Genomic DNA, 26,266 nt, shown 5'->3' on the forward strand with positions numbered 1-26,266 from the left:
CAGACACCATCCACCTAGGGCAATTGCGATGAATATTCCTAGGCTTCCCTCAATCACGCTAGCAAGAACAAGCGTGACGACACCGCCCGAAACATAGGTATTTATCCAGAGGAACTTAAACAGCAAGACAGGGAACCTATTATTCATACCATCGTTCTCTAGCCATATCTCTAATTACATCAATTGGACCATTAATATCGTCTAAGTAATCTTCCGAAATTTCCCCATTTAACACCCTGAGTGCTATTGCTGCGCGAATTTCTTCCTCGTCGTCCTTTAGTCCAAGGTAAGTTGTTCCGATAACATAACTTCCGAGCAAACCAAGCACACCCCCACGGCTTGCAAGAGATGTAACACCTCTTCCCTCAGTTGCAGCCTGCACAATTCCACTACCTCCGGATCGTAGTCGTGCCAAAAAAGAACTCCAAGCGGCCGTTCTTCCGCCAGTTATGCCACCTTCTATTCCTCGGGCAATGCTGGTCTCAATTGTACCATAAGCCCCACCCGCAGTAACAAGTAGTACCACGGACTCGATCACTCCAGTAACAATCCGACGCCATCTGTAACCTTGAATCAGATCGTCGGGGTCACCTATGGTCAGCCGGGTCCATTTCGCGCGATAGAACATCATTTCTGTCCGAGTTGCGCCCCACGCTGTTCTCACATTGGTATTTGAGGTGCCATAATCCATGTTCAGGGCCATCCAAACGCCATCCATGAAACGTAGGTCTTCTACCGGAAAGTATTCATCAACAAGTTGCCGCAGCTCTCTGTCAGCCTCGTGCCTATCTGCAGTGTTTTCAATCGCAGGATAGACATACAGCCCAGCAAATACCTGCAATGCTTCACCCCGCAAATTCTCAGGAATATCGTCATAGTTCATATCAAAAAGGAGACACAGTTGGCGCAGAAAAACCAAACCATTTTGGTTGTCAGGAACGATATCAGGGGGAGTAAAATCTTGCATCAGTTTAAGTTTATTTTCTTGGCTTTGAGGTTCAATTCATTTGTCGCCGTAATGGAAACATTTGTTCCATTAATTTCAAGCGTGCCGTCGGATTCTAGCTTAATCCGGCTTGCGCCGACCCGTATCGTTAACGCCTGACCAACGGCCAAATCGTAAAACTGCTCGACCCGTTCAGTTCGCAAACCTTGAACAGTTAAAGAATCATTGCGGTGCACGTGAGCGCGGCGTGATCCGCTGACATCCACATGAAGATTGCGACCCACGTTCTCATTTGTATCACGACCAGATCCACGCATGGAATTGCCCCCCGAGGATAGCAATAGGTTTTTGCCGGCGCTTTGAGTTACGTTTTGGTCACCGGATATGTTAACATCTCCGGGGCGTATATTTGCTAAGTTAACGAGCGGTAGAAGGTTCGCGCTTTGGGATACTTTTCCTGCAAAGTTTCCTATTCCACGCATTGCAGAAATGCCAAGAGCTGAAGGTCCAGATAAGATATTGATGCCACCAAAGGCCGTCGTGTAACTCGCTCCAAGCGTTTCGGTCAGACGAATACCAGTAACGGTGTCGATCCCAGACCCCTTAACAATTGCTGACCTGTCGTTCTTTACAATCGTGTTCATGTCTCTTTCTGCGTGAACACGAATTTCCTCTTCACCATTCGCGTCCTCAAACCTCAGCTCATTGAACCCCGTTCCCTGATGGGTATCTGTCTTGAACGTTGAGCGCGTCTTGTGCTCCGGCAGCGGGTAAGGCGGCTTGTTCGCGCCGTTGTATACGCAGCCCGTGACGATGGGTTTGTCGGGATCACCGCGCAGGTGTTCTACGATGACCTCCATACCGATGCGCGGGATGACCATGCCGCCCCATCCTTTGGACGCCCAGTTCTGGCTGACGCGTACGCGCATGGTGTGGGCGGCGACATCGTCCCAATGGAACTTTACCAGGATGCGGCCGTGTTCGTCGCAGTCGATCTCTCCGTCGCCCACGACCACGGCCGTCTCGGGGCCTAGCACCCGTGGTCCAACGGCGCGCCGTTCGGGCCGAAGCGGCGTGTCGTCGGGGATCAGCACATATGCGCCGTCGTAGGGCGTCTCATCGCCGCCCGCGTCGCCTGAGCCAAATCCTTGCGCGCGAAAACGGTGCTTGGCCTTCAGGCATACGAACGTGCGTCCAGTCGCGTGCTGACCACGCCGCGCCCTTCGCCCTAGTCCAGATAATCGCCGGGCCAGTCGTAGCTCTCAATGTCGCCGCCTGGGTGGGTGGCATCGCCCAGATGATCCACGTCTTGCGTGGCCAAAAGCGCGTGCAGATCAAGTCCCGCATCAGGCTACAAAGCCTCAACCCGCCACTCGAAATCCGCCGACAGCTCCTCAGTTCCGTCCATCCGCAGCAGCACCAAAGTGCTTGCGCCGAGCGTCGTCGTGAGCCGCCCCTGACGATCCTGCTGGCTGAAATGACTGTTCATAAAAAGAGACCTGAAAATACAACTAATAAGAGAAAATTATTGACCTTGCCTCCGAAAGGGAAGCTATTCCAACTTTGTTTCTAGAAGGCTAAAAAAGCAGATCGAAATCACAGTTTGTTGAATGGGCTGACGTGAAAGTCGGCATCGGTGCAGACGCAGCGAAAGGCTGCTTTATCCCGCAACTTTATCCTTGGAGTAGCCAACGATGAAGGTCAGTTCTGGGTCAGAAATGTTTGGCTTTTGGGTCAGTATTGCGTGATGCGGCCTATTGAGAGGATCCAGAAAACCCGCTGCATTGATACAGAGGTGCGCGACGTTCCACATGATAGCAGAACGCAGGTATAGGCGCGGCGCTGGCGCATGGGGTGAACCCGTGTGAAGCCCCGCTATAATCCTGAGCGGGGCTGAAAATTCGAATTTTCAGGGGCGCGATTTTTCGAAAAATCGCTTTGCAGGCGGTGGTCGCGTGCCCTGTTCGCTATTTCTTCTTGGCGGTGGTTTTCTTTTTGGCTGCGGGTTTCTTCTTTGCCGGCTTTTTCTTGCCCGCTTTTGCAGCCCGTTCGTCAATAAGATCAACGGCTTGCGCCATTGTCAGATCATCAATCTCGACAGTGTCGGGGATGGTCGCATTGATCTTTTCCCACTTCACATAAGGCCCGTATTTGCCTTTGTAGATCGCCACGGGGCCGCCCGCTTCGGGGTGTTCGCCAAGCTCACGCACGGGTTTTGCAGCGGCACCGCGCCCACCGCGGCTGGCCACTTTTTCGGCCAGCAGTTGCACCGCGCGGTTCATGCCGACGGTCCAAACCTCGTCCAGCCCTTCGAGGTTGGCGTTGGTGCCCCCGCGGTCCGATGTGCTTTCGGCATGTTTCAGATAAGGGCCATACCGTCCGATGTTGGCCCAGACGTTGACGCCATCTTCGGGGTGCAGCCCGATGAAACGTGGCAGTGACAGCAGTTTGACGGCTGTTTCCAGATCCACATCTTCGGGCGCCCATTCTTTGGGGATCGATTGGCGATTGGGCTTTTTGTTGTCATCTGTGACCTCGCCGCGTTGGGCGTAGGGGCCAAAGCGGCCTTTGTGGATCCAGATATTGTCGCCGTCGTCGGTGCCAAGCAGTTTGCCTTCGGGCGGGATCGCACTGGCTTCGGCCTCCGGGTTGGGAGGGCCAAAGGGACGGGTGTATTTGCACTCGGGGTAGCGCGAGCACCCGATGAACGCACCGCCCGCGCGGGCTGTGCGCATCGACAAACGGCCCTGTTCGCAGTTGGGGCAAAGACGCGGGTCTTTGCCGTCGCCCATATCTGGAAAGATATGGGGTGCCAGAACATCGTTAATCTTTTCAAGGACATCGGTGATGGAGTTGTCCATCGCCTCGTCGATCGTCTTTTTGAAATCGCGCCAGAAGCCGTCCAGAAGTTCTTTGTAATCGGCCTCGCCTGCGCTGACGTGGTCCAGCTCTTCTTCCAGTGAGGCGGTGTAGTCATAGCCCACATATTTGCGGAAATAATTGGTCAGGAAAGCTGTCACCAGCCGCCCTTTGTCTTCGGGAAAGAGGCGGTTCTTTTCCTTGCGGACGTATTCGCGGTCTTGGATCGTGGTCACGATGCTGGCGTAGGTGGACGGGCGCCCGATGCCCAATTCTTCCATGCGCTTGACCAGCGTGGCTTCGGTGTAGCGGGGGGGCGGTTGGGTGAAATGTTGCTCGGGTGTGACCGAAGATTTCTTCATCGCCTCGCCCTGGTTCACTTGTGGCAGGCGCTTGTCGTCATCGTCCACCACGGCGTCGTCATCGCGGCCTTCTTCGTACACCTTCAAAAAGCCGTCAAAGAGCACAACCTGACCCGTGGCGCGCAATTCGACCTGCCCATCCGCACTGCCAATATCGACCGTTGTGCGCTCCATCCGGGCGGCGGCCATCTGGCTGGCGATGGTGCGTTTGTAGATCAGATCATAAAGCTTGCGCTGGTCGCCTTCGGACACTTTGATGTCATCGGCGCTGCGCATCATATCGGTAGGGCGGATACATTCGTGCGCTTCTTGAGCGTTTTTGGCCTTGTTTTTATACATGCGCGGTTCTTTGGGCACGTAGTCTTTGCCAAACTTGGTGCCGATGGCGTCGCGGGCGGCGTGCACGGCCTCGGGGGCCATGTCGATGCCATCGGTCCGCATATAGGTGATCAGACCTGCTTCATAAAGCCGTTGAGCGGCGTTCATGGTTTGGCGCGCACCCATGCCAAATTTGCGGCTGGCCTCTTGTTGCAGGGTCGAGGTCATAAAGGGGGCGGATGGGTTGCGGTTGGCGGGTTTGGCCTCAACGGATTTGACCACCAGATCGCGGCTTTCGATGGCCTGTTGGGCCAGTTCCGCCTGTGTCGCGTTTTCAATATCGAATTTGTCGAGCTTTTTGCCTGCCAGAACGGTCAGGCGTGCTTCGAGCGGTTTGCCGCGTGGTGTTTCGAGCATCGCTTTTACGGACCAGTATTCGCGGTTCTTGAAGGCCTCGATTTCCATCTCGCGTTCGACGATCAGGCGCAGGCAGACCGATTGCACGCGGCCCGCCGATTTGGCACCAGGCAGGCGGCGCCACAAGACGGGCGACAGTTTGAAGCCCACAAGATAGTCCAGCGCGCGGCGGGCCAGATAGGCCTCGACCAGCTCCATGTCGACCTGCCGTGGGTTTTGCATGGCTTCGGTCACAGCTGTTTTGGTGATCGCGTTGAACACCACGCGGCTGACGGGGGTGTCTTTTTTGATGGCTTTGCGTTTGCGCAACGCCTCTTCAAGGTGCCACGAGATCGCTTCGCCTTCGCGGTCGGGGTCGGTGGCCAGCACCAATTCGGGGTCGTCTTTCAAGGCATCGGCAATGGCTTTGACGTGTTTTTTGCTGTCACTGGCGACTTCCCAGAGCATTTCGAACTGGTTATCAGGGTCGACCGAGCCGTCTTTGGGCGGCAGGTCGCGCACGTGCCCGAAACTTGCCAAAACCTTGAAACCTTTGCCTAAATACCCCTCGATGGTTTTTGCTTTTGCAGGGGATTCAACGACGACAACGGGCATATACTCTTCCGATTCATGGCATGGGGACTGGTCGCGCAAGATGTGGTTGGCGCAGGCGCTTTGTCAATGCGGCTTGTGAGCGGAATTGACCTTTGCCTAGCTGGCGCGCGCCAAAAGCCCGCCTGCGTGGCGCACCAATTTCCCGTCCATTTCCAATTCGAGCAATACAGGCGTGACGGCATCGGCGGTGGTTTTCAGATCGCGGCACAGCTGGTCCTGTGGCACCGGCGTTGGGCCCAATCGGTCTAGGATCTGCGTGTGAAGTGCCGCTGTTTGCCGTAATGAGCGTGGTTGCCCTGAGGGTGGATCCTGTGGTGGCGGGAAGGGCAATTCGGGGGCGGGGGCTGTGCCGATGACCTCAAGGATGTCGGCGGCGCCTCGCACCAGCGTGGCCCCGTCGCGCAACAGCATGTTGCAGCCAGAGGCGCGGGCGTCAAACGGATGGCCGGGCACTGCCAGAACATCGCGGCCTTGGTCCAGCGCATTGCGCGCGGTGATCAGGCTGCCGGATTTGGCCGCCGCTTCGATCACCACGGTGGCGCGGGACAACCCGCTGATGATGCGGTTGCGGCGGGGAAAATGCCGCGCTGTGGGTGTCATGCCCATGGGTTGTTCTGACAGGCGCAAGCCGGTTTTGGCGATGTCATGGTGCAACTGCGTGTTTTCGGCTGGATAGATCTGGTCCACCCCGCCAGCTTGGACGGCGATTGTGCCGGTTTTCAACGCCGCGATATGTGCGGCGGTATCTATGCCGCGTGCAAGCCCCGAGACCACAACGATGTCAGCCGCGCCCAGTTCGCGGGCCATCGTGCTGGCCATTCGGGTGCCAAGGCTGGAGGCGTTGCGCGCACCAACCATCGCCACCATTGGCCGTTTGAGAAGTGAGACATCCCCCATCGCCCACAAGATGGGCGGGGCGTCATCAAGATCGGTAAGGGCTGCGGGATAGTCAGGCGCACCGCGACACAGCATTTTTGCGCCGATGCGCCGCGCGTTGGCCAATTCGGCGCGCACAACGCCTTCGGGACAGATTTGATAGCCTTTGACACCTGCCGATTGCGCGATCTGCGGTAGGGCGGCAAGTGCCGCGTCGGCGCTGCCGTGTTCCGTGAGGAGGCGATAAAATGTGGAAATGCCGACGCGGCGAGAGCGCAAAAGACGGAGCCACGAGACCTGTTGTTCTTCCGTGGTGGGTGGGAGTGGGGGGTGAAAGGAAGAAAGAGTGGGGGTCTCTTCGGTCATCCGTGGCTCCGTCAGCTTGCAGAATCAGGAATACCGTATGGGTGGTTAACAGGGCGTTACGATCCGCCTCGCTATTTTGGGGGAGGGGCAAAGGCGCGGGGGGCAGTGCGGTAGCATTCGCGCCAGAAAAAACCGCCGTATCCCGCGCCCAGGATCGGCAGAATGATCCAGCCAAAGGCGTTTGTCCCGAGGTTGCCCTGATCCATCCAGAGGGCCGCCGCCAGCCCAAAGCCCGCCCCAAGCACAACGGCGTAGCCCCATCCTGCCACGCCCCAAAGGGCGGCAAGGCGTGCGGCAAACACCGCCACACCGAGGGGCAACCACACCACAAAAATGCCAAACGCCAAGACATATGCCACGGTGCCGACCAATGTGAACGCACCCCCAAAGCGCGGGCTGTCTTCCAGCGATGTGACAGCCGAGGCACCCACGGTGGCCAAAAGGATGGCAAAGCCGAAAAACGACGGGATGGTCCAACTGCGCAACGCGGCATGCCACAAGATACGCCAGCTGAGCGCGGATCGTGCGGCGGGATCGGTGCGCAAAACGGGAGGCATCAGGACTTTTTGAACGCAGCAGGCGCGAGGCGGTAGCAGGTGATCCAATAGACCAAACCCATCACGCCGCCGATTGCCGTGATCGCGGCGAATGCCATCAGGTTTTCGGGCGTTACAGGGTTTTGACCATCCATGAGGATAAAGACGATTGCGCCCATGATACAGCCGAAGCCCAATGCAACCGCCCATCCCGCTGTTCCGTTTTTGAGCGCAAACACCATCGCCACGCTGCCAAGCAAAACAGGCGCCCAAGACACCACAAACGAAAAGCCGATTAAGATCAGCGGTGTGAGCAGCACGGATATCGCGGCTTCCAGCATATCGGGTATAACCGCGTCAAGCCCCAGAAAGTCGAGCACGAACATACAGGCATAAAACACAGCCAGCGCCACGATAGGCACGCCAAGCCAGGTGATCAGCATTGCGGACAGGTAATAAATGGGCCGCATGGCGTAGCGGTGCTCGGGCGGGGTTTTAAGGGCGGGGGGCAGGGGCAAGGGGTTTTTCCAAACGACAACACAGAAGATCAAACGGCCCTGCAAGTGTTTCCACGGTTTCAGGGCCGCGTGCAACCTCGCGCCAGCCGTGCTTGGCGTAAAAGGCAAGGGCGCGGGCGTTGTCTGGGATGCAAATCAGATGCGCTGTGATTATGCCGCGCTGGTGCAAAGTGGCCTCTGCGGCGCGGATCAATTGGCTGGCCGCACCGCTGCCGTGGGCGCGGGTTGCCAGATGAAGCTGTTCCAGCTCTGCGCCATTGAGCGCCACAAAACCAAGGGGGCCGCCATTGTGCCAAACCAAGACGTCGCCGCGTGCAATGCGTGGGCCAAGGCGGTCTTGGAAGCTTTGCAGTGTGCGCATCGCCTCTAACGGGGCGGGCACTTTGCCTGCGTGCCCTGCCATCCAGGCCTCGTGCCAGATGGGGGCCAGTCCCGGGATGTCATCACTGGTGGCCGTGCGGATCACGCAGCAGAGCCCCCGACCGTCAGACCACCGATCATCAATGTGGGTTGGCCGACGCCGACGGGGACCCATTGGCCTTGCTTGCCGCAGTTGCCCATGCCGGGGTCCAGCGCCATGTCATTGCCGATGGCGCGGATATGTTTGAGGGCCGTGGCCCCGTCGCCGATCAGTGTGGCACCTTTGACGGGCGCGCCGACCTGTCCGTTTTTCACCTGATAGGCTTCGGTGCAGGAAAATACGAATTTTCCGTTGGTGATATCCACTTGCCCGCCGCCAAAGCCCACCGCGTAGATGCCGTCTTTGAGATCAGCAAGGATTGCCTCTGGGGCTGTATCGCCCCCAAGCATGTAGGTGTTTGTCATGCGCGGCATGGGGATATGGGCGTAGCTTTGGCGTCGACCGTTGCCCGTGGGTTCAACGCCCATCAGGCGCGCGTTCTGGCGGTCCTGCATGTAGCCCACAAGGATCCCATCTTCGATCAGGGTGTTTTTGCCTGACGGGGTGCCTTCGTCGTCGATGGTGATGCTGCCACGGCGGTCAGGAATGGTGCCGTCGTCCAGCACTGTGACACCCTTGGCTGCGATTTGCTGCCCCATGAGCCCTGCGAATGCGCTGCTGCCTTTGCGGTTGAAGTCGCCTTCCAGCCCGTGCCCGATGGCTTCATGCAGCAAAATTCCCGGCCAGCCCGGGCCAAGCACGACGTCCATCACGCCAGCGGGCGCAGGGATGGCGTCCAGATTGACAAGGGCGATGCGTAAAGCCTCTTGCGCCACCGATTGCCAATGGGCGGGATCCATCAAGCCGTTCATCAAATAGCGTCCGCCGCCGCCCGCGCCGCCGCTTTCGCGGCGTCCGTTTTCTTCGACGATCACGCTGATGTTCAGCCGCGCCATGGGACGTGCATCGCGGGTCAGGTGGCCTTCGGGGCGCAAGATCTCGACCTCTTGGAAGGAGGCAGAAAATGTGGCGCTGACCTGGATGACGCGTTTGTCCAATCCGCGCACGAAGGCATCAATTTCGCGCAATGTGTCAATCTTGACGCCGAACTCTACGCCCGACATGGGGTTTTGATCCGTATAAAGTGTTGTGTTGGTTGCGCGTGGCGCATCGGCCAGCGTGCCGCCCCCATCGCCTACGGCCAGACGGGCGGTATCAACGGCACGGCCAATAGCGGCTTCCGAAATTTCCGAGGAATGTGCATAGCCCGCCACATCGCCGCGCACAGCCCGCAATCCAAACCCTTCGGAGGCATTGTAGCTGGCGGTTTTGACGCGCCCATCGTCAAACACGATCGCTTCCATGCGGCTGCGTTCCAAAAACAGCTCTCCGTCATCCGCGCCTGCGGTGGCGCTGCGCAGCTGCGACAGGGCTGATTCCTGATCGAGGAGCGTGTCAAAGGGGCGAAAAGGGGTGTCGGTCATCATGTGCCTCGAAAAAAAATGCGAAATTTGATCTGGATCAAAGAAAAGCGTCAGTCTGCCGCAACGCGTAATCTTGAGGTGTTCTTAAGGATATGGTTTTAACGCGTCTGAATACAAATGGATTCCGTTTGGCGATAGCTTGCCAGATGGACGTGGATAAGCGGCACGGTTTTGCCGCAAGACATACGGGAAGCAATAGATGCGTAAATGGACCCTTTCGGCCGCCCTTTTGGGCGCTATGGCAACAACTGCAGCATATGCCCAAGAGGTGGTGGGTGTGCCTGTTGATCGCGGCACAGGTTTCCAACCTGCTGCGACTGAACTTGCACGCGACCTGCAATGGCTTGATGGTATGATCAATTACATCATCTTCGCCATCACCCTGTTTGTGACCGGTTTGCTGGTTTATATCATGGTGCGGTATAACCGCCGCTCGAACCCCAAGCCCGCAACATTCACACATAATTCACCGATTGAGGTGGCATGGACGATCATCCCGATTGTCATTCTGGTGTTCATCGGGGCGTTTTCGCTGCCAGTACTGTTCAAACAACAGGTGATCCCAGAGGCCGACATCAATATCAAAGTGACAGGCTACCAGTGGTATTGGGGCTATGAGTATGTGGACGAAGGCTTTGCCTTTGACAGCTACATGGTCGGCCATCCTGCGACGATGACAGATGCCGCTGACGAAAATGGTGCGCAGCCGTATATTCTGGATGCCGCAATGGAAGAGATGCTTGGTGAATATGGCTACAGCCGCAACGAATGGTTGCTGGCCACTGACACGCAAGTTGTCGTTCCTGTTGGCAAAACCGTTGTGATGACGGTGACAGCCGCCGACGTGATCCATTCGTGGACCATCCCGTCGTTCGGCGTAAAACAGGACGCAGTGCCCGGTCGTCTGGCGCAGCTTTGGTTCAACGCAGAACGTGAAGGTCTCTATTTTGGCCAGTGCTCCGAGCTTTGCGGCAAGGACCACGCCTATATGCCGATCACGGTGAACGTTGTAAGCCAAGAGGAATACGACGCTTGGCTGGCAGAGGCGAAAGCTGAATACGCAGGCATTTTGCCAGCGGACCAATCTTATCAAGTTGCATCGAAGTAATCTTGTAGGGCGGGTTCAAACCCGCCTTACCCCATCAGGGGACAATAGATGACAGACGTAAGCTATCAGACGGCAAAATCAGCAGGCCAAACAGGCGAAGCCCAGTTTGGCGATTATTTTGCGCTTCTTAAACCGCGGGTGATGTCGCTGGTTGTGTTCACGGCCCTTGTGGGTTTGCTGGTTGCCCCTGTGGGCGTGCATCCCTTTGTCGGGTTTTGCGCCATTTTGTTCATCGCTGTCGGGGCAGGGGCATCGGGCTCGCTGAACATGTGGTGGGACGCCGATATCGACGTTGTGATGAAGCGCACAGCCAAACGCCCGATCCCCGCAGGCAAGGTGACGCCTGACGAAGCTTTGGGAATCGGTCTGGCGCTTTCGGGCTTTTCGGTTGTGTTGCTGTGGTTGGCGACAAACGCTTTGGCGGCCTTCCTGCTGGCGTTCACCATCTTTTTTTATGCCGTTGTCTATTCCATGTGGCTCAAACGCTCGACACCGCAGAACATCGTGATCGGTGGTGCGGCAGGGGCGTTCCCGCCCATGATCGGTTGGGTCGTGGCCACAGGCTCGATCAGTGTAGAAGCCGTTTTGATGTTCATGTTGATCTTCATGTGGACGCCGCCTCATTTCTGGGCTTTGGCGCTGTTCATGAAATCAGATTATGACGATGCTGGCGTGCCGATGCTGACCGTGACCCATGGGCGCAAATCCACGCGCCGCCATATCCTTGCCTATACTTTGCTTTTGTTCCCGCTTGCGATTGGCACGGCGTTTACCTCGATCGGTGGGCCGATCTATCTGGTCACTGCCGTGGTCTTGAACGTGTGGTTCCTGAAAGGGGCCTATGACATCTGGCGCCGCGATGAAACACAGGCCGAAGCCGACAACTACAAGGTCGAAAAGTCGGTATTCAAAGTCTCGCTGCTCTACCTCTTCCTGCACTTCGGTGCGCTGCTGGTCGAGGCGGTGTTGCGCCCCTACGGTCTGGGAGGCTGGTAGAATGGGATATTTTCGCGCCGACCACGAATTGCACGACCGCCGCAAAGGCCGCAACCTTGGCGTGGCGGCTGTGCTGATCGGGCTGATCGTGATCGTCTTTGGCCTGACATATGTGAAAATCACCAGCGGCGGCAGCCTCGAAGGGTTTGACCACACAGTGCGCCCCGCGCTTATCACGGAGGACACCCAGTGAGTGACACCCCTGAAATGACACCCAAAGAGCCGCTTCACAAAACCGTTGTGAAGCTGGTCGGCGTTGTTGTGTTTATGGGTGGCCTCGCATGGGCGTCGGTCCCTCTGTATGATCTGTTCTGCCGCGTGACAGGCTATGGCGGCACGACAAACGCCAGCGCAGGCAATACCGACGGTGTGCTGGACCAGACCATCAAGGTGCGGTTTGATGCCAGCCTTGCGCGCGATATGCCGTGGGACTTCAAGCCCGAAGTGCGCCAGATGGAATTGAAGATCGGTCAAGACGGTCTGGCCTTCTTTGAGGCCTACAACCCCACCGACCGCCCGATTGCAGGCACTGCAAGCTACAACGTGACACCCTATTCGGCAGGCGCATATTTCAGCAAAGTCCAGTGCTTTTGCTTTGAAGAACAAATCCTGCAACCGGGTGAACGGATGCAGATGCCCGTAAACTTCTATGTCGATCCCGACATCGTAAACGACCGCGAAGCGCGGTTCGTTCACACCATTACGCTGTCCTACACCTTCCACATGATGGACGAGCAACCCGACCCGAACGCACAAGCGGCCCTGACCGCAGAGCCCAAGCCAACAGCCAACTATCAATAAGACCAAAGGGGAACCTGACAATGGCCCACGTAAAGAACCACGACTATCATATTCTTCCCCCAAGCGTCTGGCCGTTTATCGGCGCGGTCGCGGGTTTCGTCATGCTTTTTGGCGCTGTTTTGTGGATGCACGACAGCGGCCCGTGGATGTTCCTGATAGGGTTGGCCGGCGTGCTTTACACCATGTTTGCTTGGTGGGCTGACACAGTTGCCGAAAGCCACGCAGGCGATCACACACCTGTTGTGCAAATCGGTCTGCGCTATGGGTTCATCTTCTTTATCATGTCCGAAGTGATGTTTTTTGTTGCGTGGTTCTGGAGCTTTTTCAAACACGCGATGTACCCGATGGGCCCACAATCGCCTGCCGTTGATGGCGTCTGGCCACCCGTTGGCATCGAAACCTTTGACCCGTGGCACCTGCCGTTGATCAACACGCTGATCCTTTTGTGTTCGGGGGCCGCGGCCACATGGGCGCACCACGCACTGGTCCATGAAAACAACCGCGAAGATATGAAATGGGGCCTGATCCTTGCCATCGGTCTTGGCGTCATCTTCACAGGGTTCCAGGCCTATGAATACACCCACGCGGCCTTTGGGTTTGCGGGCAACATTTACGGCGCGAACTTCTTTATGGCCACAGGTTTCCACGGCGCGCACGTCGTCATCGGAACAATTTTCCTGCTTGTGTGCCTGATCCGCTTGCAGCGTGGCCACTTCACGCAAGAAAAGCATGTGGGTTTTGAGGCCGCGGCATGGTACTGGCACTTTGTCGATGTGGTGTGGCTGTTCTTGTTCGCAGCAATCTACGTCTGGGGCCAATAACCCCGCCGGTAAGGTGGATTTCAATCCACCTTGCTTTTTAAAAACCTACCTGTAAGGCGCGGGATGATCTCGCGCCTTTTGGCTTGTAGAGGGTGATATGGGCAAACTGATTGCACCACTGATCTTTGGCGCAGCAGGGGCTGCGATCCTGATATCGCTTGGCGTCTGGCAAATGCAGCGCCTTGAATGGAAGCAAGGCGTTCTGGCCGAAATCCAAGCGCGTATAAATGATGCGCCAGTGGCCGTTCCGGTGCAGCCTGATCCAGAGGGTGATCGCTTTCTTCCGGTGGCAGCACAAGGCGAGCTGACGGGCGAGTATTTGCGCGTGCTGGTCAGTCAGAAGCGCGTCGGTGCGGGCTATCGCATTATTTCGGCGTTCGAGACCGAAGGCCGCCGCATTCTGGTCGACCGTGGATTTATGCCCGTGCAATCAGATGACACGCCCGCAGCGCAGGGGCAGGTTGCCTATGTGGGCAATTTGCATTGGCCAGAAGAGGTGGACAGCTACACACCCGCGCCTGATTTGGCGCAGAACCTGTGGTTTGCACGTGATGTGCCCGCGATGGCCGATGCACTGAATACCGAGCCTGTTTTGCTGATCGCGCGTGCGGCCACCCCCGCTGATGCAGCCATCGCGCCATTGCCTGTGTCGACCGAAGGGATTCCGAACGATCACCTGAACTACGCAATCACATGGTTTTCGCTCGCGATTGTATGGTTGGGGATGACAGCGTTTCTGGCATGGCGTATCAGGCGGGAACAGACGCAAAAGGCGACCTAACATGCACTACCATTCGACCCGCGGCGCAGCCCCTGTTCTGACATTTGAACAAGCCATGCTGACGGGGCTGGCCCGTGACGGCGGGCTTTATTTGCCCGAAACCATTCCCACCCTCAGCCATGCTGATATCGCTGCGATGGCGGGATTGAGCTATGAAGAGATCGCGTTTCGCATCATGCGCCCTTTCACGGGCGATACGTTTACCGACGAAGAATTCGCAGATCTGATCGCCAAAGCCTATGCGGGCTTTGGTCATGCCGCCCGTGCGCCGCTGGTCCAGCTGGCGCCCAATCACTTTTTGCTCGAATTGTTCCATGGCCCTACGCTGGCGTTCAAAGACTTTGCCATGCAACTGATCGGGCAGATGTTCGAATTTGCGCTGAAACGCAATGGCGAACGGGTGACGATCGTGGGGGCCACATCGGGCGACACAGGCTCTGCCGCGATGGAGGCGTTTCGGGGGCTTGAAGCAGTAGATCTCTTTATTCTCTACCCCCATGGCCGCGTGTCCGAAGTGCAGCGCCGCCAAATGACCACCCCGTCTGAGGCAAATGTGCATGCCTTGGCCGTTGATGGGGATTTCGACACCTGTCAGGGTGCGGTCAAAGATATGTTCAACGATTTCGACTTCCGCGAAAGCGTGAAGCTGGCGGGGGTGAACAGCATCAACTGGGCGCGGGTTCTGGCGCAGGTGGTGTATTATTTTTCCAGCGCCGTCAGCCTCGGCGCGCCGCACCGCCCGGTCAGTTTCACCGTGCCCACAGGCAATTTCGGGGACATCTTCGCAGGCCATATCGCCAAACAGATGGGCCTGCCGATTGAAAAGCTAGTGGTTGCCACCAACCAGAACGACATCCTGCACCGCACGCTTGAAACGGGTGTTTACAAGACCGAAGATGTTCAGCCATCGATCAGCCCATCGATGGATATTCAGGTCAGTTCAAATTTCGAACGTGCGCTTTATTACGCTTATGACAGCGATGGCAGCGCGGTTGCGCAACAGATGAACGACCTTAAGACCACCGGTGAATTCACGATCAGCCAAGGTGCGATCAGCCATCTGCGTGATCTTTTCGCCTCTGGCCGCGCGTCCGAGGCCGAAACATCGGCAGCAATCACACGGTATGTCGAGCAGCATGGCGAATTGCTGTGTCCCCATTCAGCCGTTGGCACCCATGTTGCCGAAAGCCATCTGGGCACCACACCGATGATCACACTGGCCACCGCGCATCCTGCCAAATTCCCCGATGCCATGCAGGCGGCGACTGGCATTCATCCGCCCCTTCCCAAGCGCATGGCGGACCTTTATGACCGACCCGAACGTATCACCCGCGTTGCGGGTGATCTGGCCGCCATTCAAACCATCATTAAGGAACGCATCTAAGTGACCGTTCAAACCCACCGCCTGCCAAACGGCTTTCGCATCGTGACCGAACATATGGATGGCCTGAAATCGGCATCTATCGGGATTTGGGTTCAGGCAGGCGGGCGCCACGAGACGCTTGCCCAAAACGGCATTGCCCACTTTTTGGAGCATATGGCATTCAAAGGGACGGCCAAACGCAGTGCGCTGCAAATCGCCGAAGCGATTGAAGATGTGGGCGGCTATATCAACGCCTACACGTCGCGCGAGATGACAGCGTATTACGCCCGTGTGCTGGAAAACGACGTGCCGCTTGCGCTGGATGTGATCGGTGACATTGTCCTTAATCCTGTGTTTGATGAGGCAGAGATTGAAGTTGAGCGTGGCGTGATCTTGCAAGAGATTGGCCAAACCCTCGATACGCCTGACGATATCGTATTTGATTGGTTGCAAGAGCAGGCCTATCCAGACCAACCCATTGGCCGCACCATTCTTGGGCCGTCCGAACGTGTCAGCAGTTTTACCCGCGATGATCTGTCCGGGTTCGTTGGCCAGCATTACGCACCGGGGCAGATGATCCTGGCCGCTGCGGGGGCGGTGGATCATGATGCGCTTGTGGCCGCGGCCGAAGCAATGTTTGGTCATTTGCCCGCACAACCTGCCAGCGTGATTGAACCTGCGGCGTTTCAAGGCGGTGAACGGCGCGAGGTCAAAGACCTTGAACAGGTGCATTTCGCGCTGGCCCTTGAAGGCCCGAACTACCGCGACCCGATGATTTACACCGCGCAGATCTTTGCCACGGCCTTTGGTGGTGGGATGTCCAGCCGCCTTTTTCAGGAGGTGCGTGAAAAGCGCGGGCTATGCTACACGATTTTTGCGCAAGCGGGGGCCTATGCTGATACGGGTCTTACGACTATTTATGCAGGCACCAGCGCTGATCAGATCGGTGAATTGGCCCATATCACGATGGACGAGTTAAAACGCGCGGCCTGTGATATGTCGCCCGAAGAGGTTGCCCGCGCCCGCGCGCAGATGAAAGCAGGCATGCTGATGGGGCTTGAAAGCCCATCGGCGCGGTGTGAACGGTTGGCGCGTATGATCTCGATCTGGGACCGCGTGCCCGATTTGAACGAGGCGGTTGAGCGTATTGACGCTGTGACCACAGGCGATGTCAAAGACTACGCAGCCAATCTTGCAACCTCTGCAGGCAGTGCGTTGGCCCTTTATGGTCCTGTCTCGGCAGCACCCCACTTGGATGATTTAAAGGCGAGACTGGCCGCCTGATATGCTCCGAACCCGTCGCAAAGTGATAATCGAAACCGAGCGGATGACATTGCGTCCGCCGACCCACGCCGATTATCGCTTTTGGACGGCACAACGCCGCGACAGTCGTGACTTCCTTATGCCTTGGGAGCCGTCCTGGGCCGAAGATCACCTGACGCGCAAAGCCTTCACCAATCGGGTTTACTGGGCGCAACGCTCAATCAACCAAGGTTCTGCGATGCCATTGTTTTTGATCCGCCGCGAGGATCAGGCGCTCATGGGGGCGATCACGCTCGACAATATCCGCCGCGGCCCTGCACAGGCTGGCACGCTTGGCTATTGGATCGGCCAGAATTTCGCGCGTCAGGGCTATATGCGTGAGGCGATCCAGGCGGTCACGCACTACGGATTTCACCAGCTTGATTTGTCCCGTTTGGAGGCCGCGTGCCTGCCAGAGAATGCGGCGTCGCGCGGGGTTCTTGAAAGCTGCGGTTTCAAATATGAAGGTGTTGCGCAAAGCTATCTTCAGATCAACGGGCGCTGGCGCAATCATGTGCTATACGCAAATTTGCGCAGCGACCGGCGCGGCAAAACCGACGTTGGATAACCCGCGCCAAGGGGCGCTATGACCAGTAGATCGCGTTGTCCCAAACGTCGGGCAGCACAATCGCACCGTTTGGCAGATCTGTGGCGTTCAGCGCCAGCCCTTGCCACGCCATCTGCCATTCGGATGGCATAGCAGGGTGGGCGCCGACCGCATGGTTGGCATGAAACCCAAAGCGCCCGTATTAGGCGGGATCACCCAACACCATAACGCCCTGAACGGCGCGGTCTTTCATGGCGCTCAGGCCCGTTTTGATCAAGGCACTGCCATGCCCTGCCTTTTGGTGGTCGGGGTGAATGGCAAGTGGTCCGAGAAGCGCGATGGGGTTCGGCCCCACATGGCAAGGCGAAAAACAAATGTGTCCGATGATCTGCCCCTGTTGCTCTGCAACAAAGTGCGCTGTGTCCACCGTGGCTGCTACATCGCGTACCAACTGCGTCAGATCTTCGTCAGGAAATGCGAAGGCGTAGAGCGTTTGAACGCCAGCATCATCCTGAGGTCGCAGGGCGCGTATCATTCGTGTGTCCTTCATGTGGGTTCCCAAGGCTGCGGTGCGGTGCAGTTGACCTTGCCAGGCGGTGAAATATCTCATCCATCATGAGACAGATTTTTTCAGCTCTAATCGCCTTGGTCCTGGCCCTGCCAGCCGCTGCCCAAGATCGTCGTCCATCCCATTGTATCGCATTGGCTGACGCAAGCGGTGCAACATATTTGCATAAAGCAAGTTTTGGCCAACCCGTGCCAGAGTTTTCTGTCCGAATTCACTATATCCACCACGCCAGCTTTTTGATCCAGACACGTGGCGGCATTGACGTAGCCACAGATTTCACGGGGTTTTTGGGCCGCACCGAATTGATCCCCGATGTCGTGACCATGAACCACGCGCATGAAACCCATTTCACACAGTTTCCTGACCCTGCAATCCCGCATGTCTTGCGCGGGTGGGCTACGGCCGATGGCGGCAACGACCATCACCTTGATCTGGGAGAGATGCTGATCCGCAATGTGCCGACCGACATCCGCTCGCGGTTTGATGCGGGCGTTGAACGCAATGGAAACTCCATCTTCGTGTTTGAGGCCGAAGGTCTGTGCATCGGTCATCTGGGCCATTTGCATCACGAACCCACAGCGCAGCAATATGCGGCCTTGGGGCGATTGGACGTTGTTATGGCGGCTGTGGATGGCGGGATGACCGTTGATTTGCCCACGATGATCCGCATCTTGAAACGCCTGAAATCGTCGGTGGTGATCCCCATGCATTGGTGGGGTGAAAGCAATTTGCAAAGGTTTATCAATGGTATGACGGATGAATTTGATGTTATTGATACCCAAGGGCCGTCTATCGAAGTCAGCTTGCGCAGCCTGCCTGATCGCCCGACGGTCATGGTGCTTCGCCCACAGATGCTGCGCGATGAAACGGCAGACTAACTTGGCCTTTCGCGCTGGCCGTGGCATCACGGGCAGATGACATATCTTGCCCCTGCCAGTGCCGATTTTGAAGCAACCGCGCGCGCAATTCTGCCGCCCGACACGTTTGCGGAGGTTGGAGCCCAATACCTTGAAGAGCCACGTGGCCGCTATGCGGGATCTGCGGGGCTATTGGCCAAACCAAGAACAACCGAAGAGGTTAGCAAACTGGTTAAACTGGCCCATGATCACGGGGTTGCCGTGATCCCCTATGGCGGTGGCACGGGATTGGTGGGTGGACAAGTGGCCGAAGATGGACCCGCCCCGTTGATCCTGTCGCTTGAGCGTATGACAGCCTTGCGTGCGGTTTACCCAAGCGAAAACGCGATGGTTGTCGAGGCGGGCATGATCCTTGCCGATGTCCAAAGCAACGCCGCGGCTTATGACCGGATCTTTCCGCTGTCGCTTGCCTCCGAAGGATCGGCACGCATCGGCGGGGTTTTGTCTACCAATGCAGGCGGCGTCAATGTGTTGCGCTATGGCAATGCGCGTGATCTTTGTCTGGGGCTAGAGGTCGTCTTGGCCGATGGCACAATTTGGAACGGGTTGACGCGCTTGCGCAAAAACAACACGGGCTATGACCTGCGTCATCTGATGATCGGGGCAGAGGGCACTTTGGGGATCATCACGGCGGCTGCGCTCAAGCTGCATCCGGTTCCTGCCAGCGAAGGCACCGCCTTTATGACCGTCAAAAACCCCAAAGCGGCACTTGATCTACTTGCCTTGGCCCAATCGCACATGGGCGGCGGTGTTTCTGCGTTTGAGATTATTCATCGCCAAAGTTTTGATTTTCTGACCGAGACCTTGCCCGACATTCGCCACCCGTTCGCGCAGACGCCCGAATGGTGTGTTCTGACTGAGGTGGGTTTGCCAGCGGGCATGGCACCTGATGGGGCCCTTGAAGGATTGTTCCGCCAAGCGGTTGATGCAGGTCTGGCCGACGATGGGGTCATCGCATCATCGCTTGCACAGCGGCAGGCCTTTTGGTCGGTGCGCGAACATATCCCCGAAGCCAACAGGCGGATCGGGTCGGTCAGCAGCCACGATATCAGTGTGCCGCTGTCGGCCATTCCCGAATTTATAGAGCGCGCAAACGCGGCGATTGCGTCTTTGGGTGATTTTCGGATCAATTGCTTCGGGCATGTGGGCGATGGAAACTTGCATTACAATGTCTTTCCCGTGCCTGGAAAAACCCGTGCTGACCACATGCAAGATCGCGATATGATCAAGAAAACGGTCCATGACCTTGTGCATGACATGGGCGGATCGGTCAGTGCCGAACACGGGATCGGGCGGTTAAAGGTTGATGATATGGAGCGGTATAGCGACCCTGCCAAACTTGCCATGATGCGTAGTATCAAGGATGCGCTGGATCCCAAGGGGATCCTTAACCCCGGCGCTGTCATCCGCCCGCTGCGATAAAAATAACGCCCTGCGAGGGGGGATCGCAGGGCGTTGAAATGTCATGAGCGATGCCCATGGGGGTGCAAGCAGCCGATCTCCCAATCAGCTTGTAAGGTGGATAACGCGATTCCCGTTACCAAACGGTTATCAATCGCCCTCGAAAGCGCAAAGTGCATGGATTTCCACGCCCATCTTTTCCAACAATGCCCGCCCCCCCAGATCGGGCAAATCTATCACAAAGGCGCAGCCGATGATTTCGGCGCCCATGCGTTCCAACAGCTTGATGCCTGCTTCGGCCGTGCCGCCTGTGGCAAGCAAATCATCGACGACCAGAACCTTTTCACCCGGTTGGATCGCGTCATCATGAATTTCCATAACAGCTTCGCCGTATTCCAGCGTATAGGCTTGTTCGATCGTTTTGCCCGGCAATTTGCCTTTCTTGCGGATCGGCACAAAGCCCTTGGACAACTGATGGGCAATCGCACCGCCCAAGATAAACCCACGCGCTTCAAGCCCCACAATCCTGTCAATGTCGCGCCCGGCGTATGGATCAAGAAGTTGGTCAATCGCGATGCGAAAACCACGTGGGTCCGCAAACAGGGTGGTCACATCGCGGAACATGATCCCCTCATGGGGGAAATCGGGGATGGTGCGGATGTAGTCGCGGACGGTTTTGCGGGGTTCGGCCATAAAGGGCCTCCTTGGTAACGAAAGTTAAAGAACGCGGCCAGCAACAGTGCGCAGCTTGGCCAGAAGATCGGGATCGCGTGCATCGGGGGCGGTCATTATAGCGTGGGTCAGGGCGGTTGCGCAGCCCTCTTTGCACGGCGATGGTTTGGCGTTCAAAGCCTGCGCAAGGTGACCAACCATCGCTTTGGCCTTAGCGGAATTGCCATGTAGGGTTTCGATAATTTGGGTCACATCCACTTCGCCGTGATCGGGATGCCAGCTGTCGTAGTCGGTAATCATGGCCACAGACGCATAGCAAATCTCGGCTTCTCGGGCCAATTTGGCCTCTGGCATATTGGTCATCCCGATGACGTCGCAGCCCCAGACATCGCGGTAGAGCTTGCTTTCGGCAAGCGTTGAAAACTGCGGCCCTTCCATAGCCAGATATGTGCCGCCCATATGGGTCGTGGCACCCGCCTGTTGCGCCGCTTGGCCGGCAATGTCGCGCAGGTCACCACAGGTTGGATGCGCCAAAGACACATGGGCAACGCAGCCCGTCCCGAAAAAGCTGCTTTCGCGGCCTTTTGTGCGATCTATAAACTGGTCGACGATTACGAAATCACCCGGCGCAAGCGCGTCACGAAACGAGCCGCACGCACTGACACTCACCAGATCGGTCACGCCCATCTGTTTCATCGCATCGATATTGGCGCGGTAGGGAACGGTCGACGGGGAATGCACATGCCCGCGTCCATGACGCGGCAAAAAGACAAAGGGCAGCCCACCAATTCTGCCGCGCAATACGGCGTCGGACGGCGGCCCCCACGGGGTTTCAACCGCGACCCACTCAGGGGCTTCCAGCCCGTCGAGATCATAGAGACCGGAGCCGCCGATTATTCCAAGGGTGCGTTGGGTCATTCATTCCGTCCGTCTTAGTCAGCCAAGTGTTGCACGCTTCATTCTAGCCCTTCCAGCGCCGCGTTGCCGCATCTGGACAAGTCCGCACGTTCCGCCTTATTCCCCAGGTCGTTTGAGCGCAAAGACCGAGGTCACCTGGGTGTAGTCTTGATACCCCATCCGCGCCAAAGGTGTGAATGTCGTGATGTCAAAACGGCCGTCCTTGATACAGGCGTCGCGCATATGCACGCCTGTTACTTCGCCAAAAACCGTGAAATTGGCCTCGCCAGCCAGCTGAACAATCTGGGTTACCTGACATTCCAAGGCCGCGGGCGCATCGGCCACACGGCTGCAGGCGATTGTTTGGCAAGCCACCCGATCCAGCCCTGCGTGCGTGAACTCATCAGTGGTGGCATCCCAAGGCCCGCTGGTGTCATTCATCGCGTCACGTGCTGCATATTCAACGATATTGATGCAAAAGACGCCCGTTTCACGCGCGTTGGCCACAGTGTCCTTTGTGCCATCGCGGTCCGCTTTGGCGCTGGTTGAGGCAAACATGACCTGCGGCGGTGTATAGGCCACCGCATTAAAGAAGCTATAGGGTGCAAGGTTTTCAGAGCCATCAGCGCCCCGCGTCGAGATCCATGCAATCGGGCGGGGCGCGACAATCGCGTTAAACGGATTGAACGGAAGACCGCTTCCTGCGCCGACCTCGTCCTTGGGAATATAAAACATCACATGCTTTCAAGTGGTTGTCTTTGCCTGTGATATAGCGCCATGGTGTCGGCGAAAACCAGATCAATATTGCAAGTGGACAGTTGGGTTGCAGTTACGCGCGGAAACACCTCAAGATCGGTGGGAGGTCGAAGCCCTTTATGATCTGTGTTTTGCACCGGGGCGCGAGGCGCTGTCATCCTATCGTTTGCGCGATGGTGTGCCCCCTGTGGCGGGGCTGTCGATGGTGGCGCGTGATGCCGATGGTATTCTGGGCGGTGCGGTGCGGTTCTGGCCTGTGCAAATTGGCGGGGCCCAAGCGCTTTTGCTTGGACCGATTGCAGTGCATCCGACGCGGCAGGGCGAAGGGCTTGGTGGGTATCTGATGCGCACCAGCCTTGATGCTGCGCGGGCGCAGGGGGTGGCGCGGGTGCTGTTGGTTGGCGATGCGCCGTACTACGGCAAATTCGGATTTACCAAGCTGGACGATGTACGCATGCCGCCGCCCACGAACCCCGACCGCGTGCTTGGTCTGGCGTTGATCGACGGCGCATGGGACGCGGTTGCAGGCGATGTTTGCAAAGTAGGCACTTGAAACAATGCCGTGCGGCCCAAACATAGGCCTATGTCCAAACTGAACACCATCCAAAGCCGCACGCCGCCAAATCCTGACGAGATATTGGATCAACTTGCGCGCAAGCACAACGAAGCCCGCGGCGTCGGGATGCAAGTTGTCCAGATGGTGGGGGGCAAAGCGGAAGGGCTGTTGGACAGGCTGCCCGCACCTGTGCGCAATCAGTTGGATGGCGCAACCAAATCAGCACTGGAAGCGGCCCTGCGTGCAGCGCAGACAAGTCGCGGTGTGGTCAGTGACCAACCCGCTTGGATGAACACGGCTGTGAATACCGCGCTTGGCGCAGCGGGTGGTGTGGGCGGCCTGCCGTCGGCCATGGCTGAATTGCCTGTGACCACCACTGTGTTGCTGCGTGCCATTCAGGGCGCAGCTGCGGATTACGGCTTTGATCCTGCTGATCCCGATATTCAGCGCGACTGTCTGATCGTCTTTTCCAGCGCAGGTCCGCTGGAGGCCGATGACGGCACAGACACCAGCTTCTTTGCGGCGCGAATGGCCCTGTCCGGTTCGACTGTTCAGGGCATTATTGCCAAGGTCGCGCCTCGACTGGGCGCTGTATTGGGCCAAAAACTGGCGGCCCAAGCGGTGCCCGTTCTGGGGGCTGTGGCGGGGGCTGCGGTTAACTATACCTTTACCAGCTATTATCAGACGATGGCGCAGGTCCATTTCGGCCTCAAGCGACTGGCTTTGGAAACCGGACAGGATGGGGCCGATTTGATGGGGCGTTTGCGCCTAAAGATCGAAACACGATCCTAGCTGCCCAAGCTTCGAATATAGGCTGTCACATCTTCGCGCACCGATTGTTTGCCCGCGTCGCGGGCCGCTTCGATCACAGCGCGCAGATCATCCAGATTGACACGCATGAGCATGGATTTTACGGGGCCGATTGAGGCAGGGCGCATCGAAAGTGTGCGCAAACCCATTGCCGCAAGGCACGCCGCCTCAATGGGGCGGCCGGCATCTTCGCCACAAAACGACAGGCTGGTTTTGGTGGCATTGCAGCGCAAAACGATCATTTCGATAAAGCTAAGGAAGCTGACATTCAGTGTGTCATAGCGCTTGCGCACGCGCTCATTCTCGCGGTCGGCTGCAAAGAAAAACTGTTTAAGATCGTTGCCGCCAATGGACAGAAACTCGACCTCCTCAAAGAAGGCCTCGGGGGCAAAAGCAAGCGACGGGGTTTCCAGCATTGCGCCGACCTCCAAAGTCGCAGGCAGCAAATGCCCCAGTTTTTCCTCGCGTTTTACGGCCTTATCAAGTGCCGCCTTTGCGCCTTTATATTCTTCATATTGCGCAACAAATGGAAACATCACCGTCAATGGCCGCCCGTTGGCCGCACGCAACAGTGCCTGCAACTGCATGGTCAGAACGCCAGGCTTGTCCAGCCCCACGCGGATGGCCCGCCAGCCCAACGCAGGGTTTGGCTCGTCTTGGGGTTTCATATAGGGCAGAACCTTGTCAGACCCGATGTCCAGCGTGCGAAAGACCACACGCTTGCCCAAGGCGGCATCCAGAACCCGTGCGTAAAGGGCTGCAAGCTCGGACCGTTTTGGGACCTGGTTTCGGATCAGAAATTGAAGTTCGGTTCGAAACAGTCCCACGCCTTCGGCGCCCGAGCTTTCAAGCGATGGCAGATCGGCCATCAAACCCGCATTCATCTGAAGCGCAACTGTGGTTCCGCACCGCGCGGTTGCGGGTTTGTCGCGGATATCGGTATAGCGGTCCTGGGCCTTGGCCAGCATCGCGATCTTGTCTTTGAAGGCGGTCATCACCGTGTCTTCGGGTCGCAGATGCACAATGCCTTGTTCGCCGTCCACCAAAATCGGATCGCCATTGAGCGCGTCAGTTGTGATGCCTTTGGCCTGAATAACCAGCGGGATGGCCAAAGCGCGGGCGACAATGCCTGCGTGGCTACCCACGCTGCCGTCTTCCAGCACAATCGCTTTGAGGTTGCGGCCGTATTCGAGTAATTCGCCCGGTCCGATATTGCGCGCCACCAATACTGCGCGCTCTGGCACCTCGGCGCCGGTATCCTGGCCTTGGCCTGTCAGAATACGCAAAAGACGGTTCGACAGATCATCCAGATCATGAAGGCGTTCACGCAGATAGGCGTCATTTGCCTGACCGATGCGTGCGCGTGCAACCGATTGTTCCTTTTCTACAGCAGCTTCTGCGGACAGGCCGCGGCTGATGTCTTCTTCCATGCGGCGTAGCCAGCCCTTGGAATTGGCGAACATACGGTAGGCTTCCAACACCTGCATTTGTTCTTTGTCTGCCGTGCGGGCACCTGACAGCATTTCATCCACCGATACGCGAAGTGTTTCGACGGCCTCTTCAAGCCGCTGCAATTCGATCTCTGGATCATCGGCGACAGGATTGCTGACGACCACGCGGGGTTCGTGCAGGTACACATTGCCTTCGGCTGCCCCCTCCTGGGCGCTGGTGCCGCGAAACATTTTGGGTTGTTGGTGCAGCGCACTTAGCCCCGCTTCATCACTGACAAAGGCCCCCAATTCGGTCATTTCGGCCAGAACCATCGCAACAACTTCGAGTGCATAAACCTCATCCGCGGTGAATTTGCGGGCATCTTTGGATTGGACGACCAAAACGCCCATCGCCTCGCCCAATCGCTGAATAGGCACGCCGAGGAAGCTGGAAAAAACCTCCTCACCCGTTTCGGGCATATAGCGAAAGCCTTTGGTTTGCGGGGCGTCAGGGGTGTTAACGATCTGCGTGGTCTTGGCCACGCGCCCAACCAGCCCCTCGCCGCGGCGCAGGCGTGTCTGATGGACCGCATCGTCGTTCAACCCTTCGGTGGCACACAGCTCAAGCGTATCGGCATCACGGAAAAGATAGATCGAACACACCTCTGTTTGCATGCTTTGAGCGATCAGATGGGTGATTTCGTCCAGCCGTGCTTGGCCCGCGCTGTCGCTGGCCATGGTGTCGCGCAGGCGTCCAAGCAGTTTGCGGCTTTCAGATTCTCTTTTCTCGGGCACGGTCACCAGTCTCCTCTGGCACCAGCTATAGTGCCAAGCATACCCTAAGGGAAAGCCCGTTAAGGTTAA

The 26,266-nt window shown here is 57.3% G+C and carries 27 protein-coding genes; 13 read left to right on the plus strand and 14 right to left on the minus strand.

Annotated features, from left to right (window positions below; translation table 11 throughout):
* Positions 1 to 139 precede the first annotated feature (139 nt).
* From L1065_RS09755 to tldD, 9 genes are all read right to left on the minus strand, one after another.
* A complete protein-coding gene (locus L1065_RS09755; RefSeq protein ID WP_237095291.1) occupies positions 140 to 967 on the minus strand; it encodes a hypothetical protein in 828 nt (275 codons plus the stop codon).
* A complete protein-coding gene (gene tssI / locus L1065_RS09760; RefSeq protein WP_255766493.1) occupies positions 967 to 2,199 on the minus strand; it encodes a type VI secretion system tip protein TssI/VgrG in 1,233 nt (410 codons plus the stop codon). The genes L1065_RS09755 and tssI overlap by 1 nt, the downstream gene beginning before the upstream one ends.
* Positions 2,200 to 2,297: 98 nt before the next feature.
* Positions 2,298 to 2,435 (minus strand): hypothetical protein, encoded by a 138-nt coding sequence (locus L1065_RS09765; protein WP_237095292.1) that lies wholly within the window; start codon positions 2,433 to 2,435, stop codon positions 2,298 to 2,300.
* Positions 2,436 to 2,913: 478 nt separating this feature from the next.
* Positions 2,914 to 5,496, minus strand: a complete 2,583-nt coding sequence (topA, locus tag L1065_RS09770; RefSeq protein ID WP_237095293.1) for a type I DNA topoisomerase — start codon at positions 5,494 to 5,496, stop codon at positions 2,914 to 2,916.
* Between the two features lie 96 nt (positions 5,497 to 5,592).
* Positions 5,593 to 6,738 carry a DNA-processing protein DprA gene (gene dprA, locus L1065_RS09775; RefSeq protein ID WP_237095294.1) on the minus strand — a complete coding sequence of 382 codons (1,146 nt, stop codon included), beginning with the start codon at positions 6,736 to 6,738 and terminating at the stop codon, positions 5,593 to 5,595.
* 71 nt (positions 6,739 to 6,809) lie between these two features.
* Positions 6,810 to 7,295: a hypothetical protein gene (locus tag L1065_RS09780; protein WP_237095295.1), complete on the minus strand. Its 486-nt coding sequence runs from the start codon at positions 7,293 to 7,295 to the stop codon at positions 6,810 to 6,812.
* A complete protein-coding gene (locus L1065_RS09785) occupies positions 7,295 to 7,792 on the minus strand; it encodes a hypothetical protein (RefSeq protein ID WP_237095296.1) in 498 nt (165 codons plus the stop codon). Before L1065_RS09785 ends, L1065_RS09780 begins: the two co-directional genes overlap by 1 nt.
* A complete protein-coding gene (locus tag L1065_RS09790) occupies positions 7,770 to 8,258 on the minus strand; it encodes a GNAT family N-acetyltransferase (protein WP_237095297.1) in 489 nt (162 codons plus the stop codon). Before L1065_RS09790 ends, L1065_RS09785 begins: the two co-directional genes overlap by 23 nt.
* The gene (tldD, locus tag L1065_RS09795; protein WP_237095298.1) at positions 8,255 to 9,676 is read right to left on the minus strand and encodes a metalloprotease TldD; all 1,422 of its coding nucleotides are present in this window, start codon (positions 9,674 to 9,676) and stop codon (positions 8,255 to 8,257) included. The genes L1065_RS09790 and tldD overlap by 4 nt, the downstream gene beginning before the upstream one ends.
* Before the next feature lie 199 nt (positions 9,677 to 9,875).
* Here tldD and coxB point away from each other — a divergent pair, with 199 nt between their 5' ends.
* The 9 genes from coxB to L1065_RS09840 all read left to right on the plus strand — a co-directional run bounded on the left by coxB (position 9,876) and on the right by L1065_RS09840 (position 17,416).
* Positions 9,876 to 10,784 (plus strand): cytochrome c oxidase subunit II, encoded by a 909-nt coding sequence (gene coxB, locus L1065_RS09800; protein ID WP_237095299.1) that lies wholly within the window; start codon positions 9,876 to 9,878, stop codon positions 10,782 to 10,784.
* Positions 10,785 to 10,832: 48 nt separating this feature from the next.
* Positions 10,833 to 11,780, plus strand: a complete 948-nt coding sequence (gene cyoE, locus L1065_RS09805) for a heme o synthase (protein ID WP_237095300.1) — start codon at positions 10,833 to 10,835, stop codon at positions 11,778 to 11,780.
* 1 nt (position 11,781) lies between these two features.
* Positions 11,782 to 11,973 (plus strand): hypothetical protein, encoded by a 192-nt coding sequence (locus L1065_RS09810; RefSeq protein ID WP_237095301.1) that lies wholly within the window; start codon positions 11,782 to 11,784, stop codon positions 11,971 to 11,973.
* A 14-nt stretch (positions 11,974 to 11,987) separates the two neighbouring features.
* Complete coding sequence (locus L1065_RS09815; RefSeq protein ID WP_237095694.1) at positions 11,988 to 12,581, plus strand: cytochrome c oxidase assembly protein; 594 nt, start codon at positions 11,988 to 11,990, stop codon at positions 12,579 to 12,581.
* A 20-nt stretch (positions 12,582 to 12,601) separates the two neighbouring features.
* Positions 12,602 to 13,402 carry a cytochrome c oxidase subunit 3 gene (locus tag L1065_RS09820; RefSeq protein ID WP_237095302.1) on the plus strand — a complete coding sequence of 267 codons (801 nt, stop codon included), beginning with the start codon at positions 12,602 to 12,604 and terminating at the stop codon, positions 13,400 to 13,402.
* Positions 13,403 to 13,499: 97 nt separating this feature from the next.
* Complete coding sequence (locus L1065_RS09825) at positions 13,500 to 14,183, plus strand: SURF1 family protein (RefSeq protein ID WP_237095303.1); 684 nt, start codon at positions 13,500 to 13,502, stop codon at positions 14,181 to 14,183.
* Between the two features lies 1 nt (position 14,184).
* Positions 14,185 to 15,567, plus strand: a complete 1,383-nt coding sequence (gene thrC / locus L1065_RS09830; RefSeq protein WP_237095304.1) for a threonine synthase — start codon at positions 14,185 to 14,187, stop codon at positions 15,565 to 15,567.
* Entirely contained in the window at positions 15,568 to 16,830 is a 1,263-nt protein-coding gene (locus tag L1065_RS09835) for an insulinase family protein (protein WP_237095305.1), read from the plus strand.
* Between the two features lies 1 nt (position 16,831).
* Entirely contained in the window at positions 16,832 to 17,416 is a 585-nt protein-coding gene (locus L1065_RS09840; RefSeq protein ID WP_237095306.1) for a GNAT family N-acetyltransferase, read from the plus strand.
* 181 nt (positions 17,417 to 17,597) lie between these two features.
* Here L1065_RS09840 and L1065_RS09845 read toward each other — a convergent pair whose 3' ends face one another.
* Positions 17,598 to 17,930: a GNAT family N-acetyltransferase gene (locus L1065_RS09845; protein ID WP_237095307.1), complete on the minus strand. Its 333-nt coding sequence runs from the start codon at positions 17,928 to 17,930 to the stop codon at positions 17,598 to 17,600.
* A gap of 80 nt (positions 17,931 to 18,010) precedes the next feature.
* Here L1065_RS09845 and L1065_RS09850 point away from each other — a divergent pair, with 80 nt between their 5' ends.
* Both L1065_RS09850 and L1065_RS09855 read left to right on the plus strand, forming a co-directional pair.
* On the plus strand, positions 18,011 to 18,841 hold the full coding sequence (locus tag L1065_RS09850; protein ID WP_237095308.1) for an MBL fold metallo-hydrolase: 831 nt from the start codon (positions 18,011 to 18,013) through the stop codon (positions 18,839 to 18,841).
* A 36-nt stretch (positions 18,842 to 18,877) separates the two neighbouring features.
* The gene (locus L1065_RS09855; protein ID WP_237095309.1) at positions 18,878 to 20,302 is read left to right on the plus strand and encodes an FAD-binding oxidoreductase; all 1,425 of its coding nucleotides are present in this window, start codon (positions 18,878 to 18,880) and stop codon (positions 20,300 to 20,302) included.
* Positions 20,303 to 20,431: 129 nt separating this feature from the next.
* Here L1065_RS09855 and L1065_RS09860 read toward each other — a convergent pair whose 3' ends face one another.
* The 3 genes from L1065_RS09860 to L1065_RS09870 form a co-directional block, all read right to left on the minus strand.
* Positions 20,432 to 20,974 (minus strand): adenine phosphoribosyltransferase, encoded by a 543-nt coding sequence (locus L1065_RS09860; RefSeq protein ID WP_237095310.1) that lies wholly within the window; start codon positions 20,972 to 20,974, stop codon positions 20,432 to 20,434.
* Between the two features lie 24 nt (positions 20,975 to 20,998).
* Positions 20,999 to 21,871 carry an S-methyl-5'-thioadenosine phosphorylase gene (locus tag L1065_RS09865; protein ID WP_237095311.1) on the minus strand — a complete coding sequence of 291 codons (873 nt, stop codon included), beginning with the start codon at positions 21,869 to 21,871 and terminating at the stop codon, positions 20,999 to 21,001.
* Positions 21,872 to 21,967: 96 nt separating this feature from the next.
* The gene (locus L1065_RS09870) at positions 21,968 to 22,585 is read right to left on the minus strand and encodes a flavin reductase family protein (protein ID WP_237095312.1); all 618 of its coding nucleotides are present in this window, start codon (positions 22,583 to 22,585) and stop codon (positions 21,968 to 21,970) included.
* A gap of 88 nt (positions 22,586 to 22,673) precedes the next feature.
* Here L1065_RS09870 and L1065_RS09875 point away from each other — a divergent pair, with 88 nt between their 5' ends.
* Together L1065_RS09875 and L1065_RS09880 are read left to right on the plus strand one after the other, a co-directional pair.
* Positions 22,674 to 23,159 (plus strand): GNAT family N-acetyltransferase, encoded by a 486-nt coding sequence (locus L1065_RS09875; protein ID WP_237095313.1) that lies wholly within the window; start codon positions 22,674 to 22,676, stop codon positions 23,157 to 23,159.
* Between the two features lie 30 nt (positions 23,160 to 23,189).
* Positions 23,190 to 23,954 carry an EcsC family protein gene (locus L1065_RS09880; protein ID WP_237095314.1) on the plus strand — a complete coding sequence of 255 codons (765 nt, stop codon included), beginning with the start codon at positions 23,190 to 23,192 and terminating at the stop codon, positions 23,952 to 23,954.
* Here the strand turns inward: L1065_RS09880 and ptsP are convergent.
* The gene (gene ptsP, locus L1065_RS09885) at positions 23,951 to 26,197 is read right to left on the minus strand and encodes a phosphoenolpyruvate--protein phosphotransferase (protein ID WP_237095315.1); all 2,247 of its coding nucleotides are present in this window, start codon (positions 26,195 to 26,197) and stop codon (positions 23,951 to 23,953) included. The two genes, L1065_RS09880 and ptsP, sit on opposite strands and share 4 nt — an antisense overlap.
* Positions 26,198 to 26,266: the final 69 nt, after the last annotated feature.

The sequence above is a fragment of the Nereida sp. MMG025 genome (genome assembly GCF_021654165.1).
Taxonomy (GTDB): Bacteria; Pseudomonadota; Alphaproteobacteria; order Rhodobacterales; family Rhodobacteraceae; genus Nereida.